We start from the raw sequence: 12,822 nt of genomic DNA, 5'->3' as shown, positions 1-12,822 counted from the left end.
GGCAGAACGCCACCGCGGTTCCCGATATCATCCGCAGCGGCCAGCCTTGGCGCACCATATTTCCAGCGGGCCAGGAGGTCGAGCGCTTCCCACGTGCCGGGTGGGACCGGCCGAAGGCATCCGACCATTGCCCGGTAGCAATTGCCCTCGACATGGTGTGAGACAGGCGTGAGTTTCGATCTGCCGCGCAACGTCATCCTGCCGGTCGATGCCATCGACGTCAGGCTCGATTCCGGCCTGCATCCGTTCGAGCGCGATAATGCCGAGGCGATCGCCGCAAACTGGCGGCGTGAGACCGCGGCCAAGCCGGCGCTTTTCGACGGCACCGTGGTGCTGCTTTCCGCTCTCAGCTATCGCGACAATCGCCTAGTCGGCCGTTGCCATGCAGTGCGTTATTCGACCTTCATGCTTTGGCGCAGCAATCGACAGGTGCCTGGCGCCGAACATGCCTACGCGCACGCCATGCTGGTCGCTGCCGACAATGCGCTGGTGGCGATCCGCATGGCGCCGCATACGGTCAACGCCGGGCGCATCTACTTCGCCGCCGGCTCGTTCGAGCCAACCGATTTCCGCGACGGCCTTGTCGACGTGGACTTCAACATGATCCGCGAGGTGCGGGAAGAGACCGGCCTCGATCTATCCGGCGCGACACGCGGCAGGCGCCATTACGCCCTGTCGACGGCAAGCGGCACGGTGATCTTTCGCCGCTACCGCGAGACGGCGTCCGCCGACGACCTGGCACAGCGGATCAGCGCTTTCGTCGCGGCCGAGTCAGAGCCTGAAATCGAAGGCCCCGTCATCATCCGCAATGCAGCCGACCTGCCGGACGGGCTGATGCCGCATATGAGACCGCTGATCGAATGGCACTTTGCGAGCGAGCAAGGTTTCCAACTCTAACGTCGTAGCCTACCTTCAATAGCCTTGCGGTCGTTGCGGGCGGCAACAAAATACAACAGCACGCCGAGACCCAGGAGCGCGCCCATCGCCGTTCCCATCGTCTGCCCAATTACCTGCTGGAAGTCAGCGGTGACGCGATCGGGATTCTCCATCCCATAAAGGATCAAATTCCACCAAAGCCCTGCCAAGGCGGCTTCGACGATTACAATCGCCAGAGCCAGTCGCGCTTTCTTGCTCATCCATTGTTCCCCCCTTAGTCCCCAACAGCATTGTTATCATTGCAGAATGTGCTGCGACAAGGGCAGGTTGCATAAAAAATTGGCAGCGTCTGGAGGCGACACTTGCTGCAATGCCTATTCATGCCTCAGCGCGTCGATCGGGTTAAGCCGCGCGCCGCGCAGCGCCGGGAAGAAGCCGAACACCATGCCCATCAGCGCAGAGAAGCCGACCGCAAGCAGGATGACCTCCGGGCTTGGCGCAAACGGGATCGTCAGCGTCACCGAGGCGAGGCCGGCAAGGGCCAGGCCGATCAGGATGCCGATGATGCCGCCAAGCAGCGACAGCACGGTTGCCTCGACCAGGAACTGGATGAGGATATGCTTTTCATGGGCGCCGATAGCGAGCCTGATGCCGATCTCGCGCGTGCGTTCGGTTACCGACACCAGCATGATGTTCATAATGCCGATGCCGCCGACGAGCAGGCTGACGCCGGCGACGGCACCGAGCATACCAGTCATGGTGGTGGTCGCGCTGGCCATGGCATCGGCGATTTGGGTCATGTCGCGGATCGAGAAATCATCGTCGCGGTCGGCCGTGATGCGGCGTGTGTCGCGCAAGATGTCCTCGACGCGCTGCTGCAGCACCGTGGTTGGCGTACGATCGTCGGCGGCGACATAGATCGAGTCGATGTCGCGATTGCCGGCAATGCGACGCTGATAGGCGGCGAGCGGCATCAGCACGACATTGTCCTGGTCCTGGCCGAAACCGGTATAGCCCTTCGGTTCGAGCAAGCCGATGATCTTGCAGGAGGTGCGGTTGACGCGGATGATCTCGCCTTCAGGGTCGCCGGCGCCGAAGAACTGCTGGCGCACCGTCTCGCCGATGAGGCAGACGCCGGTCCCCGAGCGGGTTTCCGAATCGCTGAACGGGCGGCCCGAAACCAGCTTCCAGTCGCGGGCATCGAGATAGGCGCTGTCGGTGCCGGTGACGCCCGAGGTCAGGCTTTCGGTGCCGAAAATGACGCGCACCTGCTTTTGCGACGCCGGCGAGATGGCACGCGAGCCGTCCAGATGCGCGGCAAGCGCTGTGAGGTCCTTGTAGGCAAGAGGCCGGACCACCTGGTCGAGCCCTCCCGGGCCGCCGGGCCCGGCCGGTCGGCCGGAACGAATGACAAGCAGGTTGCTGCCGAGCTTGGAAATGTCGGACTTGACCTTTTCGGTGGTGCCCGAGCCGATGGTCAGCATGGCGATGACGGCGGCAACGCCGATGACGATGCCGAGCAGCGTCAGGAACGAGCGCAGCACGTTGCGGCGGATGGAGCGGAGCGAGAGGCGAACGGTTTCCCAGATCATGGCTAGGCCATCTCGAGATTGGCTGTGTCCAAGGCAACATGGCCATCGAGGAAACGGATCGTGCGCTGCGCATAGCCGGCAACATCGGCTTCGTGCGTGACCATGGCGATAGTCAGCCCGAGCTCGCTGTTCAGCTGCGTCAGGAGTTCCATGATCTCGTGCGTGCGGGCGGTGTCGAGATTGCCGGTCGGCTCGTCGGCAACGAGCAGCGTCGGCCTGGTGACGATGGCGCGGGCGATCGCCACGCGCTGCTGCTGGCCGCCGGACAGCTCGGCCGGCGTATGATGCTCGCGGCCGACAAGGCCGACCTCGGCAAGTGCCTGCATGGCAAGGCCGCGGCGCTCGCGGGCACCGACGCCGCGATAGATCAGCGGCAGTTCGACATTCTCGGCGGCCGTGGTGCGCGGCAACAGATTATAGCCCTGGAAGACGAAGCCGACATAGAGGTTGCGCAGCTGAGCGCGGCGGTTGCGATCGAGACGGCCGGCGTCGATGCCTTCGAAGCTGTAGGTCCCAGCGGTCGGCGTGTCGAGGCAGCCAATGATGTTCATGGCCGTCGATTTGCCCGAACCGGACGGGCCCATGATGGCGACGAATTCGCCGCGCCTGATGGCGAGGTCGACGCCGGCCAGCGCATGCACCCGGGCTTCGCCCTGGCCATAGCTTTTCCAGACCTTGTCGAAGCCTATGAGGGTGGTCGCGCCCGATGCCACGATCAGCTCCGCTGCTGCGAGGCGGTAATGACTTGCGCGCCTTCCTCCAGGCCGGAGACGATCTCGGTCAGTTCGCCATCTGTCGAGCCGACCCTGACGTTGACCGGATGCGGCCGCCCATTTTCCAGCACGTAGAGCGTGCGCGAGCCGTCGGTGGGCTTCGTCGCCGCCTGGCGCTGGCGGTTGCCGCCGGGGCGTCCCATGCGGCCGGTGAACACGTCGGTGAGGCTCCAGCCGCGCTCCGCCGTCTGCGCCGGCCGGTAGCGGAAGGCGATCGATGGCACGGTGAGCACGTTTTTGGCCTGCTTGGTGACGACCGAGACGGTGGCAGTCATGCCGGGCCGTAACAGAAGCTCGCTATTGTCGACATCCAGCCTTGCATCGTAAGTGACGATGCCGTCGGTGGTGACCGAGGCATAGGAAATGTCGCGGATTTCGGCGTCGAATGGCCGTTCGGGGAACGCGTCGACGGTGAAGCGCGCATGCTGGCCGGGCCTGACGGCGCCGATATCGGCCTCGTCGACCGCAGCCTTCAATTCCATGTTCTTCAAATCCGCGGCGATGACGAACAGCACCGGCGCCTGCAGCGACGAGGCGACCGTCTGGCCGGGGTCGACCGAGCGCGTCAATATGATGCCATCGATCGGAGCGTAGATGGTACTCTTGGCAAGATCCGTCTGCTGCGCCTTGAGATCGGCATTGGCCATGGCGAGGTTGGCTTTGGCGATATCAAGCGCCGCCTTCGAGCGGTCGCGGGTGGCGGTTGCCGCTTCAAGCGACTGGTCCGTCGCCATGCCGCGCTTGGTCAATTGTGCCGCGCGCACCAGCGCCTTTTCGTTTTCAGCTAGCGTCACGGTGGCGTCCTCGACGCTCGCCGCGGCTGCCTTGGCCGAGGCCTGGGCGCGCTCGATCTGCACCTCCAGCTTGGCGGTGTCGAGCGCGGCCAGCACATCGCCCTTCTTCACCAGCTGGTTCTCGTTGACTGAAACCGAGCGGACGACGCCGGAGAGTTCGCTGGAAATATCGACCTGGGTGAGAGGCTGCAGCGTGCCGGTAGCCGAAACCGCGACGGTAAGGTCGGCCATGGCGGCCAGTGTCGTGGTATACTCGATCTTGGCGGGCGAGCCCGCATACCACTGGTAGCCGACGACACCCGCGGCGACGGCAAGCAGTGCGAACACTGCGTAACGCCAACCGCGACGGCGTTTTGTCTTCAGGCCCTGGTGGTCGAGCCCGAGCGCCGTCTCGATGGCGGAAGCGGATTCCGTCTTTGGCAGATTGACAATCTGGTCCACGCCGGACCCCTATGTTCAGTGATATCCCATCGGTGCACAAATCAGGCCTTATGGTTCAAAATTCAAATTAAATTTCGCTCATGTTGGGAATGAGGCAGAGGACTTACTGAGATGCAGCCGCGGAATTACTTGCTTTACGACGTATTCACCACCAACCGGCTGGCCGGCAATCCGCTGGCCGTGGTGCTCGACTGTGACGGGCTCGACGTTGCGGCGATGCAGGCGGTGGCGCGCGAGTTCAACCTGTCCGAAACCGTCTTCGTGCTGCCGCCGGACAACCCGAAGCACCGGGCCCGCATCCGTATCTTCACGCCCGACTATGAAATGCCGTTCGCCGGCCACCCAACCGTCGGCTCGGCGATAGCGCTCGCCGAAATGGCGGGAGAGGCCGCCGGCATCTTCGTGCTCGAGGAGAATATCGGCCCGGTGCGCTGCGCTGTCAGCAAGCACGACGGTTCGACCTTTGCCGAGTTCGACCTGGCGAAACTGCCGGCGCAGCTGGCATTGTCGGCCGATCCGGAGGCGATCGGCGCGGCCCTAGGCCTTGGGCCGCACGAGATCGGCTTCGAGAACCACCGCGTTTCGTTCTGGTCGGCGGGCGTGCCCTACGTGACCATCCCCGTCGCCAATCTGGAGGCGGCCGCCCGGATCAGGCTGGACAACCAGGCGTGGTCGGAGCTCGCACCACGCAAGAGCGAATGGGCCTTCGCCAGCCCCTATGTCTATTGCCGCGAGACGGTGCATCACGACAGCGCCTTCCATGTCCGCATGATGGTGCCCGGCAATCCGTCCTACGAAGACCCGGCGACCGGCTCAGCGGCGGCCGCCTTCGCCGGCGCGATCATGCATTTCGACGGCCCGACGGACGGCGTTTCACAACTGTGGATCGAGCAGGGGCTGGAGATGGGCCGGCCTTCGCGAATTCGCCTCGAACTGAATGTCGAAGGCGGCAAACTGGCGGCCGCCCGCATCGGCGGCCATGCGGTGAAGGTGGCTGAAGGCAGGCTTTTTGTTTGACGGGCGCAGCACTTCGGCGATTTGTCGGGAAATGAATCCCACGGGGCTGGACATGGCGGATGTCGGCGGCTATATGCCCGCCAACGCCGGTTTTTCCGGCCGAGTGGGTGCGTAGCTCAGTTGGTAGAGCAGCTGACTCTTAATCAGCGGGTCCACAGTTCAATCCTGTGCGCACCCACCAAAAATCTCCGGGATTTGGTGGAAAGACCTTAACGCGGCGCGAGACAGCTTTTGCCCGTCGCACATGTCGGCAAGCGGCTAGCTGACTCGCCCGACTATTGGATAGTGGGCTTCAGATAGGTCAGGATTGCTCGCGTTATGGCTATCACGCCGTCGACGGCATCGAAGTTTGTTTTGCTCTTGCTTGCGATCCATTCGAGTTCAGGATGCCTGGGCAGTCGAAGTGCATGGAATAGCGCCTCGCCCGAGAGACCGCCCAGTTCAAAGGATGTAGGTTCATCGTCTGCGTAGTAAGGAAAGTGAAAATCCAGCCGGATAGGCCCACCATATCCAAGCTTAAAGGTCATTCTGACTGTAACATTGTGACCAAATCTGTCCTCAAAAATTCCGCAGAACCTAAGGTCCTTGGCATCATAGCTATGCCATTGCCTCGCCAATCCCAAAGAACTCCATACCTTCAGGGTATGGGCTTTCAGTTCTTTGCGATTAGGGAATTTCGTCAATTCCGGGGTCAGATGGATGGGCGGATCACTGTAACCTGTCTCTGTTCTCCACTCTTCCGCAGCACTGCGAAGATCTTCAAAAATTTGGATGATTGGCGGATTCGTCGGATTCCCAGAGCGAACCGAAATCCGGCATTGAGAAATCATCTCGCATAGCTCTTCGACCGTATGGACCGATCGCTCTGCCCAATCCTCGGTGGCGAGTATCCACGGCGAATTGTATTTCAGCCCGGCAAAAGCGCCGCTCTTGCTGTCGAAATCTGTGATGATCCGAGCAAGAATATCGCGAAGCCCGTGCTTGGGGTCTCCGAAAATCTGTGAGGGTTTGTTCATCAACGCGATCCGCGCCTGGCTCCGCCTTACTTCTCCGAAACACCAGCCTCGGCAAAGCTTGCCATGCGCGTATGGCATTCTAGGGCTGAACGAACAATGTTGACTGCGAGGCAGGCGCCGGAGCCTTCGCCGAGCCGCATGCCGAGGTCGAGCAAGGGCGGCAGGCCGAGCGCCTCCAACAGACGACGGTGGCCGGATTCGGCCGAGACATGGGCTGCCAGTGTGTGCGCGAGGCCGGCAGGATGCAATCTCGCCAATGGTGCCGCGGCGGCGGTGCCGACGAAGCCGTCGAGCAATACCGGCACGCCGAGATGACGCGCTGCCAGCGTCGCACCAAGGATCGCCGCGAGCTCGCGGCCGCCGAGGGCTGCCGCTACCTTCAGGGGGTCGGCTAGCGCCGGGGCGTGGCGCTTCAGGCCGGCCTCGATGGCGACGATCTTGCGCACGAGGCCGGCGTCGTCGACGCCGGTGCCACGCCCTGTCCATCGCTCCGCGCCGCCGCCGAACAGCGCGGTCGAGATGGCCGCCGCCGGCGTGGTGTTGCCGATGCCCATTTCGCCGAAGCAGACGAGGTCGAGTTCCTTGCTGATCGCGTGGTAGCCCGCGGAGACGGCGGCGAGGAAGGCCTCGTCGTCCATCGCCGGCTCTTGCGTGAAGTCGCCGGTCGGGCGGTCGAGGTCGAGCGGGATGACGTCGAGCTCGGCGCCGGCAATGCGGGCAAGCTGGTTGATGGCAGCACCCCCACCGGCGAAGTTCGCCACCATCTGCACGGTGACTTCCGAGGGGAAAGCCGACACCCCTTGCGCAGTGACGCCGTGGTTGCCGGCGAAGACGAAGACCTTGACACGGTCGAGCTTTGGCATGTCGCGGCCCTGCCAGCGCGCCAGCCAGGCGGCTATCGTCTCCAGCCGGCCGAGGCTGCCTTGCGGCTTGGTCAGCGTGTCCTGGCGGCGCGCGACGGCATTGGCGGCGGCATCGCTGCCATTGGGCAGGTCGAGGCAGGCGGCGCGCAGTTCATCGAGCGATTTGAAAGGCATGGGGGCGAAATCTCCGAAACAGAGTCAAGAAAGGGAAACGGAAGCGACGAGCAGGATTGCGATCTCGCCCAGCTGCTGCAGGGCGCCGACGGTGTCGCCGGTCTGACCGCCGATCTGGTTGATACACAGCGCGCGGAAGGCGGCAAACAGAAACGCAAGCAGGATGAGCGCGAAGATGGCAGCGCTGAACCCAAGCGCCAGCAGCGCGGCCGCACCGAGCACAGCACCGGCTATAGCGGTTTCGGCCGTGACTGTGCCTGCATCAACCGAGAGGCCGTCGCTACGGGCCGGCGGCAGCAGGTGCATGAAGGCGCCGAGCAGGCCGCGCGACGCCGCATGCGCGGCAATGAGGGCCCAAAGGACATGAGCCGGGCCGGCGAATCCAGAGAGCACGCTCCAGCGGATCAGCAGCGAGATGCCGAGCGCGCAGGCGCCGTAGGCACCGATGCGGCTGTCACGCATGATCTTCAATTTCCTTTCGCGCGTCTTGCCGCCGCCAAAGCCGTCGGCGACGTCCGAAAGGCCGTCCTCATGCAGGCAGCCGGTGGCGAGCAAGATCGCGGCAAGGGTCAACGCTGCAGCAGGACCCTCGGCTAGGCCGAGCCTCGTTCCGACGGCGTAGACCAGCGCACCGGCCAGAGCGACGGCGAGACCGGCAAGCGGTGCAGCCCAGATCGCAGCGGCAAGGCTGCGGCCACGGAAGTCGGTTCCGGGCAGCGGCAGCCGGGTAAAGAAGACGAGGCAAAGCACGATATCATCGAGAATTTGCTGTTGCGAGGCCTTCATCCGCCCCTCGCAATGGCATGGAAGAACGTGCCGCTGACATTGCCGCGCCGGTATCCCGAGGCGCCGAGCGGATTTCCTTGACCGTCGGCGAGGTCGGCCAGCGGCTCGTCATTGCCGGTCGCAACCATCTGCGCGTAGTGGAATTCATGGCCGCGGATCAGCGTGCCTTGGCTGCCGAGCGGACAGCCGGACCGCAGCCGCGCCTCGCGGTAGCCGAGATTCATCTTGCGCTTGGCGAAGCTGGTCGAATGGCCGAGGAGGCCAAGCATCGGATGCGTCTCGCCCGACGCGTCCTCGAGCGCTTCGCCCAACACCATGAAGCCGCCGCACTCGCCGTGCACCGGCCGCGTGGCGGCGAACCTCGCCATGCCGGCCCTGAAATTCGCCGCGGCGGCGAGGCGGCCGGCGTGAAGCTCGGGATAGCCGCCGGGCAGCCAGCAGACATCGCAATCGTCGCCTGGCGCCTCATCGGTGAGCGGCGAGAACGGAACGATCTCGGCGCCGGCCTTGCGCCAATGCGCGGCAACGTGCGGATAGAGGAAGGTGAAGGCGGCGTCCTCGGCCAATGCGATGCGCTGGCCGGGCGGCGGCAGCGCGTCGCCGAAATTGCCCGGCGCGGGCGTGAATGGCGCCGCCAGCGCCATAATGGCGTCGAGGTCGAGCGAGCGCTCGACCATGTCGGCCAGCCGGTCGAGATGCGCCATCAGATTCTCATATTCGCCGGCCTGGACGAGGCCGAGATGGCGCTCGGGCAGGTTGAGCGAGGGATCGCGCAGGATAGCGCCGACGACAGGCAGGCCGAGTGCCTCGATGGCATCGCCGCATAGCCGGCGGTGGCGCTCGCTGCCCAGCCGGTTGAGCACGACCCCGGCCATGCGCACATCCGGATCGTAAGTGGCAAAACCCTTGGCGACGGCCGCCGCCGTGGTCGACTGTCCGGAGACGTCGAGCACCAGCAGCACCGGCAGGCCGTAGAGCCGGGCAAGGTCGGCGGCCGAGCCGGTGCGGCCTGGAGCAGCAGGGATCCCGTCGAACAGGCCCATGGCGCTTTCGAGAAAGATGAAGTCGGCGTCCTCGGTCGCTTCGCCGGCCAGTGTGTTGAGCAGGGCGGGCGGCATTGCCCAGCTGTCGAGATTGATGCCGGACAAGCCTGTGGCTGCGGTGTGGAAGCCGGGATCGATATAGTCCGGGCCGGATTTGGCGCCGCGCACTTTCAGGCCGCGCCGGGCGAGGGCGCGTAGAATGCCGATGGTGACGCTGGTCTTGCCCGAGCCCGAGCGCGGCGCGCCGATGATGATGGCGCGGGTCATGACTCACCCGCCAGTGCCGCGCGCATCCCGACGATGCCGCCGACGACGATCAGCGCCGGCGAGGTCAAGCCGGCTGCGGCCGCTTCCTCGGCAATCGTGGCGAGCGTGGCGACGACGATACGCTCCTGCGGCGTCGTCGCGGCAACGATGACCGCGGCGGGCGTCGAAGATGGCAGGCCGCCCTCGAGCAGCGAAGCGGCGATCAGCGGCAGGTTGGCCATACCCATATAGATGACCACCGGCTGGCCGGTGCGGGCGATTGCCGCCCAGTCGAGATCGTCATCGGTGCCGGCGGCATGGCCGGTCGCCAGGATCAGCGCCTTGTTGATGCCGCGCATGGTGCCGGGAATGCCGGTCGCGGCCAGCGCGCTGAGGCCGGACGTCAGGCCAGGCAGGATGCGGAACGGGATAGTTTCCCCGGCCAGCGCCAGCGCCTCTTCGCCGCCACGCCCGAAAATATAGGGGTCGCCGCCCTTCAGCCTGACGACGCGCCGGCCCGCGCGCGCCAGCCGGACCAGCAGAGCGGTGATGTCGTCCTGCTTCATCGACGGCTTGCCGCCGCGTTTGCCGGCATAGAACAGTTCCGCGCCCTCGGCGACAGCGACGACTTCTGGCGAGACCAGCGCGTCATAAACCAGCGCGTCGCACTGTCCGAGGGCGGCCAGCACTTCCAGCGTCAGGCAGCCGGGATCGCCAGGGCCGGCGCCGGCCAGCCAGACATGCCCGGGCTCAAGCTGGCGCGGCTTGAAGTTGAGCCGGGTGAGCGCCTGCTCGACCGTAGTGTTTCTGTTGCTGCCGCTCACAATCCGTCCCGTCCGCGAAAGCGTCGCTGGTAGTGCGCGTCGTACAGTGAACTTTCGCCAAAGCCCTCCGCCGCCAGCGAGCGGCCGACGAAGATGATTGCCGTGCGTTCCATCGGATCGGCGGCCAGTTGCGCCTCGATGGTGGCCAGCGTGCCGGTCAGCACGCGCTCGTCCGGCCAGGAAGCACGGAAGACGACCGCCACCGAGCAATCGGCGCCATAGAACGGCGTCAGTTCGGCGACGATCCGGTCGATAGCGTGGATGGCAAGGTGGATGGCCAGCGTGGCGCCGGTGCGGCCGAAGCCGGCCAGCGTTTCGCCGGGAGGCATTTTCGAGGCGCGGCCGGAGATGCGGGTCAGCACCAGGCTTTGCGCGACTTCTGGAATGGTCAGCTCGCGGCGCAGCGCTGCCGCCGCAGCGGCGAAGGACGGCACGCCCGGCGTCAGCGTGTAAGGAATGCCGTGCTTTTCCAGCCGGCGGATCTGCTCGGCAACGGCGCTCCACACCGAAAGATCGCCGGAATGCAGGCGGGCGACATCATTGCCGGCCGCGTGGGCGGCCAGATATTCGGCCTCGATCTCGTCGAGCGACATCGGCGCGGTGTCGATCAACCTCGTTCCGGGCGCGCAGTGCTGCAACAGCTCCGGCGCGACGATCGATCCGGCATAGAGGCAGACGGGACAACTGCCGAGCAGGCGGCTGCCGCGCAAGGTGATGAGGTCGGCAGCACCCGGGCCGGCACCGATGAAGTGAACGGTCATGCCGCATCTCCGCTGATGGCGATGGCGCAAGTGACAGCACCGAGCACGGTGCGCGGCCCGAGCAGTTTTGCGCCTTTGCCGGCGGCGGCAAGCGCCGAGGCTTCGGAAACCGACGGCGTGCCGGCATGCTCCTGCGATAGGTCGGAACGGCTGGTCGTAGATGCGGCTTTGAGTTCATCCTGCTCGACGACGATCACCGGAAGGCGGAGTTCGCGTCCGGCGGCGAAGATTGCCGCTTCATCCTGCTTGAGAGACGCGGTCGCGAGGGCTGAAAGCGCGGGCAGGGCAAGCCCGTGCGCTTCCAGGGCGGTTTCTACCGCGGCAAGCACGTCGCGCGCGCTGACGCCTTTGCGGCTGCCGATGCCCGCGACCATCATGGCTTCACCCAGCTCCATTGAGTGACCGGCATAGCCGGCCGCCACGCCTGCATCGAACCGACCGGCGAAGCACGGGATATAGCGATCCGGGTAAGCTCGCCTCCGAGCGCGGCGTGACGGGAAAGCAGCAGCGCCTCCATCTCCAGGGTCACTGCGTTGGCGACGAGGCGCCCGCCGGCAGGCAAGGCATCGATGGCTCTTTCCAGCACGCCGGCATCGCTGCCGCCGCCGCCGATGAAGATCGCCGCGGGCGTCTCCAGCCCGGCAAGAGCTTGCGGTGCCGAACCTTCGACGACGGTGAGACCGGGAACGCCGCAAGCCGCGGCGTTGCGTCGGATGCGCGCGGCGCGGGCCGGATCGGCCTCAACGGCGATCGCACGCATGGAAGGATGGGCCAGCATCCATTCGATGCCGATGGAGCCCGATCCGGCGCCGATGTCCCACAGCAGTTCGCCGCGTCTTGGCGCGAGAGCGGACAGGGTGACGGCGCGCACTTCGCGCTTGGTGATCTGGCCGTCATGCTCGAACAAATGATCGGCAAGTCCCGCTGTCAGCGGCAGGATGCGTGCTTGCGAAGTCGATTCAACTTCGATCGCGAGCACGTTGAGCGGGTTGATCTTTTCGAGATCGAAAGTGCCGGCGCTCGCCGAGCGCAGCCTTTCGTTCGGCCCACCCAGCGCCTCCAGCACCGTCAACCGCGAAGCGCCGAAGCCAAGTTCGGTCATGAGACGGGCAATCGCTCCCGGTGCATCGCTGTCCGAGGTCAGCGCGAGAATGCGGGTGCAAGGATGCAGCAACGGCCGGATCAGGTCGAGCGAGCGGCCATGCAGCGAAATGGTCTCGACGTCCTGCAGCGTCCAACCCAGGCGTGAGGCGGCCAGCGAAAAGGCCGAGGGCGCGGGGATCACCCGCATATCCTCCGCCGCGACCTTGCGGGCGAGGGTGACGCCGACACCGTGGTAGAAGGGATCGCCGGAGGCCAGCACGCAGACGCGTCGGCCGGAGAGCGCCAGCATGTCGCGCAGCTCGGCATCGAAAGGTGTCGGCCAGGCGCGCGCTTCACCTTTGGCGAGCGACGCGACGAGGGCAAGGTGGCGCTTGCCGCCGAAGACGAATTCGGCCTCCGCGATCAACCGCTTGGCCTCGTCGCCGAGACCCGCTACACCGTCCTCGCCGATGCCGATGATCGTGAGCCACTTTGAGGTGAGCTTGGCGCCGCGCGGAGCTTCAGCAGGCATG

The 12,822-nt window shown here is 65.2% G+C and carries 14 protein-coding genes, 1 tRNA gene and 1 pseudogene; 4 read left to right on the top strand and 12 right to left on the bottom strand.

Annotation, left to right across the window (positions count from 1 at the left end; genetic code table 11):
- Together NKH16_RS27495 and NKH16_RS27490 are read left to right on the top strand one after the other, a co-directional pair.
- Window positions 1–161, top strand: a pseudogene (locus tag NKH16_RS27495) (endonuclease/exonuclease/phosphatase family protein); the annotation flags it as partial.
- Window positions 162–168: 7 nt separating this feature from the next.
- Window positions 169–897, top strand: coding sequence for a hypothetical protein (locus NKH16_RS27490; protein WP_352742382.1), 729 nt, complete (start codon window positions 169–171; stop codon window positions 895–897).
- On the opposite strand, the gene NKH16_RS27485 is transcribed toward NKH16_RS27490, so the two are convergent.
- The 4 genes from NKH16_RS27485 to NKH16_RS27470 all read right to left on the bottom strand — a co-directional run bounded on the left by NKH16_RS27485 (window position 894) and on the right by NKH16_RS27470 (window position 4,476).
- On the bottom strand, window positions 894–1,136 hold the full coding sequence (locus tag NKH16_RS27485) for a hypothetical protein (protein ID WP_023720771.1): 243 nt from the start codon (window positions 1,134–1,136) through the stop codon (window positions 894–896). The two genes, NKH16_RS27490 and NKH16_RS27485, sit on opposite strands and share 4 nt — an antisense overlap.
- Before the next feature lie 114 nt (window positions 1,137–1,250).
- Window positions 1,251–2,468 (bottom strand): ABC transporter permease, encoded by a 1,218-nt coding sequence (locus tag NKH16_RS27480; RefSeq protein ID WP_352742380.1) that lies wholly within the window; start codon window positions 2,466–2,468, stop codon window positions 1,251–1,253.
- A 2-nt stretch (window positions 2,469–2,470) separates the two neighbouring features.
- Window positions 2,471–3,181, bottom strand: coding sequence for an ABC transporter ATP-binding protein (locus NKH16_RS27475; RefSeq protein WP_352742378.1), 711 nt, complete (start codon window positions 3,179–3,181; stop codon window positions 2,471–2,473).
- Between the two features lie 2 nt (window positions 3,182–3,183).
- Complete coding sequence (locus NKH16_RS27470; RefSeq protein ID WP_352820936.1) at window positions 3,184–4,476, bottom strand: efflux RND transporter periplasmic adaptor subunit; 1,293 nt, start codon at window positions 4,474–4,476, stop codon at window positions 3,184–3,186.
- 111 nt (window positions 4,477–4,587) lie between these two features.
- Between NKH16_RS27470 and NKH16_RS27465 the strand changes: the two genes are divergently transcribed.
- Window positions 4,588–5,493 (top strand): PhzF family phenazine biosynthesis protein, encoded by a 906-nt coding sequence (locus NKH16_RS27465; protein ID WP_352742374.1) that lies wholly within the window; start codon window positions 4,588–4,590, stop codon window positions 5,491–5,493.
- Window positions 5,494–5,598: 105 nt separating this feature from the next.
- A tRNA-Lys gene (locus NKH16_RS27460) sits at window positions 5,599–5,674 on the top strand.
- A gap of 94 nt (window positions 5,675–5,768) precedes the next feature.
- On the opposite strand, the gene NKH16_RS27455 is transcribed toward NKH16_RS27460, so the two are convergent.
- The 8 genes from NKH16_RS27455 to cbiE are packed head-to-tail and all read right to left on the bottom strand — an operon-like array spanning window position 5,769 to window position 12,821.
- A complete protein-coding gene (locus tag NKH16_RS27455) occupies window positions 5,769–6,509 on the bottom strand; it encodes a hypothetical protein (RefSeq protein WP_352450032.1) in 741 nt (246 codons plus the stop codon).
- 26 nt (window positions 6,510–6,535) lie between these two features.
- Window positions 6,536–7,546: a nicotinate-nucleotide--dimethylbenzimidazole phosphoribosyltransferase gene (gene cobT / locus NKH16_RS27450; protein ID WP_352742372.1), complete on the bottom strand. Its 1,011-nt coding sequence runs from the start codon at window positions 7,544–7,546 to the stop codon at window positions 6,536–6,538.
- A gap of 24 nt (window positions 7,547–7,570) precedes the next feature.
- Window positions 7,571–8,332, bottom strand: coding sequence for an adenosylcobinamide-GDP ribazoletransferase (locus tag NKH16_RS27445; RefSeq protein ID WP_352742371.1), 762 nt, complete (start codon window positions 8,330–8,332; stop codon window positions 7,571–7,573).
- Window positions 8,329–9,642 carry a cobyrinic acid a,c-diamide synthase CobB gene (locus NKH16_RS27440; RefSeq protein WP_352742369.1) on the bottom strand — a complete coding sequence of 438 codons (1,314 nt, stop codon included), beginning with the start codon at window positions 9,640–9,642 and terminating at the stop codon, window positions 8,329–8,331. Before NKH16_RS27440 ends, NKH16_RS27445 begins: the two co-directional genes overlap by 4 nt.
- Window positions 9,639–10,445, bottom strand: a complete 807-nt coding sequence (cobA, locus tag NKH16_RS27435; RefSeq protein ID WP_352742367.1) for a uroporphyrinogen-III C-methyltransferase — start codon at window positions 10,443–10,445, stop codon at window positions 9,639–9,641. The genes NKH16_RS27440 and cobA overlap by 4 nt, the downstream gene beginning before the upstream one ends.
- Entirely contained in the window at window positions 10,442–11,206 is a 765-nt protein-coding gene (gene cobM / locus NKH16_RS27430) for a precorrin-4 C(11)-methyltransferase (protein ID WP_352742365.1), read from the bottom strand. The genes cobA and cobM overlap by 4 nt, the downstream gene beginning before the upstream one ends.
- Window positions 11,203–11,583 (bottom strand): cobalamin biosynthesis protein, encoded by a 381-nt coding sequence (locus tag NKH16_RS27425; protein ID WP_023676642.1) that lies wholly within the window; start codon window positions 11,581–11,583, stop codon window positions 11,203–11,205. Before NKH16_RS27425 ends, cobM begins: the two co-directional genes overlap by 4 nt.
- Window positions 11,580–12,821, bottom strand: coding sequence for a precorrin-6y C5,15-methyltransferase (decarboxylating) subunit CbiE (cbiE, locus tag NKH16_RS27420; protein ID WP_352742363.1), 1,242 nt, complete (start codon window positions 12,819–12,821; stop codon window positions 11,580–11,582). The genes NKH16_RS27425 and cbiE overlap by 4 nt, the downstream gene beginning before the upstream one ends.
- Between the last annotated feature and the right edge of the window lies 1 nt (window position 12,822).

Origin of the sequence: Mesorhizobium sp. M1307, assembly GCF_040318155.1 — a bacterium.
Classification (GTDB): domain Bacteria; phylum Pseudomonadota; class Alphaproteobacteria; order Rhizobiales; family Rhizobiaceae; genus Mesorhizobium.
Note: the sequence above shows the minus strand (reverse complement) of the source record. Positions and strands in the feature narration are given on the sequence as shown.

Bases quoted from the DNA above. Each gene is read 5' to 3' on its own strand.
- NKH16_RS27485 (WP_023720771.1), bottom strand. From the start codon at position 1,136: ATGAGCAAGAAAGCGCGACTGGCTCTGGCGATTGTAATCGTCGAAGCC.
- NKH16_RS27480 (WP_352742380.1), bottom strand. From the start codon at position 2,468: ATGATCTGGGAAACCGTTCGCCTCTCGCTCCGCTCCATCCGCCGCAAC.
- NKH16_RS27465 (WP_352742374.1), top strand. From the start codon at position 4,588: ATGCAGCCGCGGAATTACTTGCTTTACGACGTATTCACCACCAACCGG.
- NKH16_RS27455 (WP_352450032.1), bottom strand. From the start codon at position 6,509: ATGAACAAACCCTCACAGATTTTCGGAGACCCCAAGCACGGGCTTCGC.
- cobT (WP_352742372.1), bottom strand. From the start codon at position 7,546: ATGCCTTTCAAATCGCTCGATGAACTGCGCGCCGCCTGCCTCGACCTG.
- NKH16_RS27445 (WP_352742371.1), bottom strand. From the start codon at position 8,332: ATGAAGGCCTCGCAACAGCAAATTCTCGATGATATCGTGCTTTGCCTC.
- NKH16_RS27440 (WP_352742369.1), bottom strand. From the start codon at position 9,642: ATGACCCGCGCCATCATCATCGGCGCGCCGCGCTCGGGCTCGGGCAAG.
- cobM (WP_352742365.1), bottom strand. From the start codon at position 11,206: ATGACCGTTCACTTCATCGGTGCCGGCCCGGGTGCTGCCGACCTCATC.
- NKH16_RS27425 (WP_023676642.1), bottom strand. From the start codon at position 11,583: ATGATGGTCGCGGGCATCGGCAGCCGCAAAGGCGTCAGCGCGCGCGAC.
- cbiE (WP_352742363.1), bottom strand. From the start codon at position 12,821: ATGCCTGCTGAAGCTCCGCGCGGCGCCAAGCTCACCTCAAAGTGGCTC.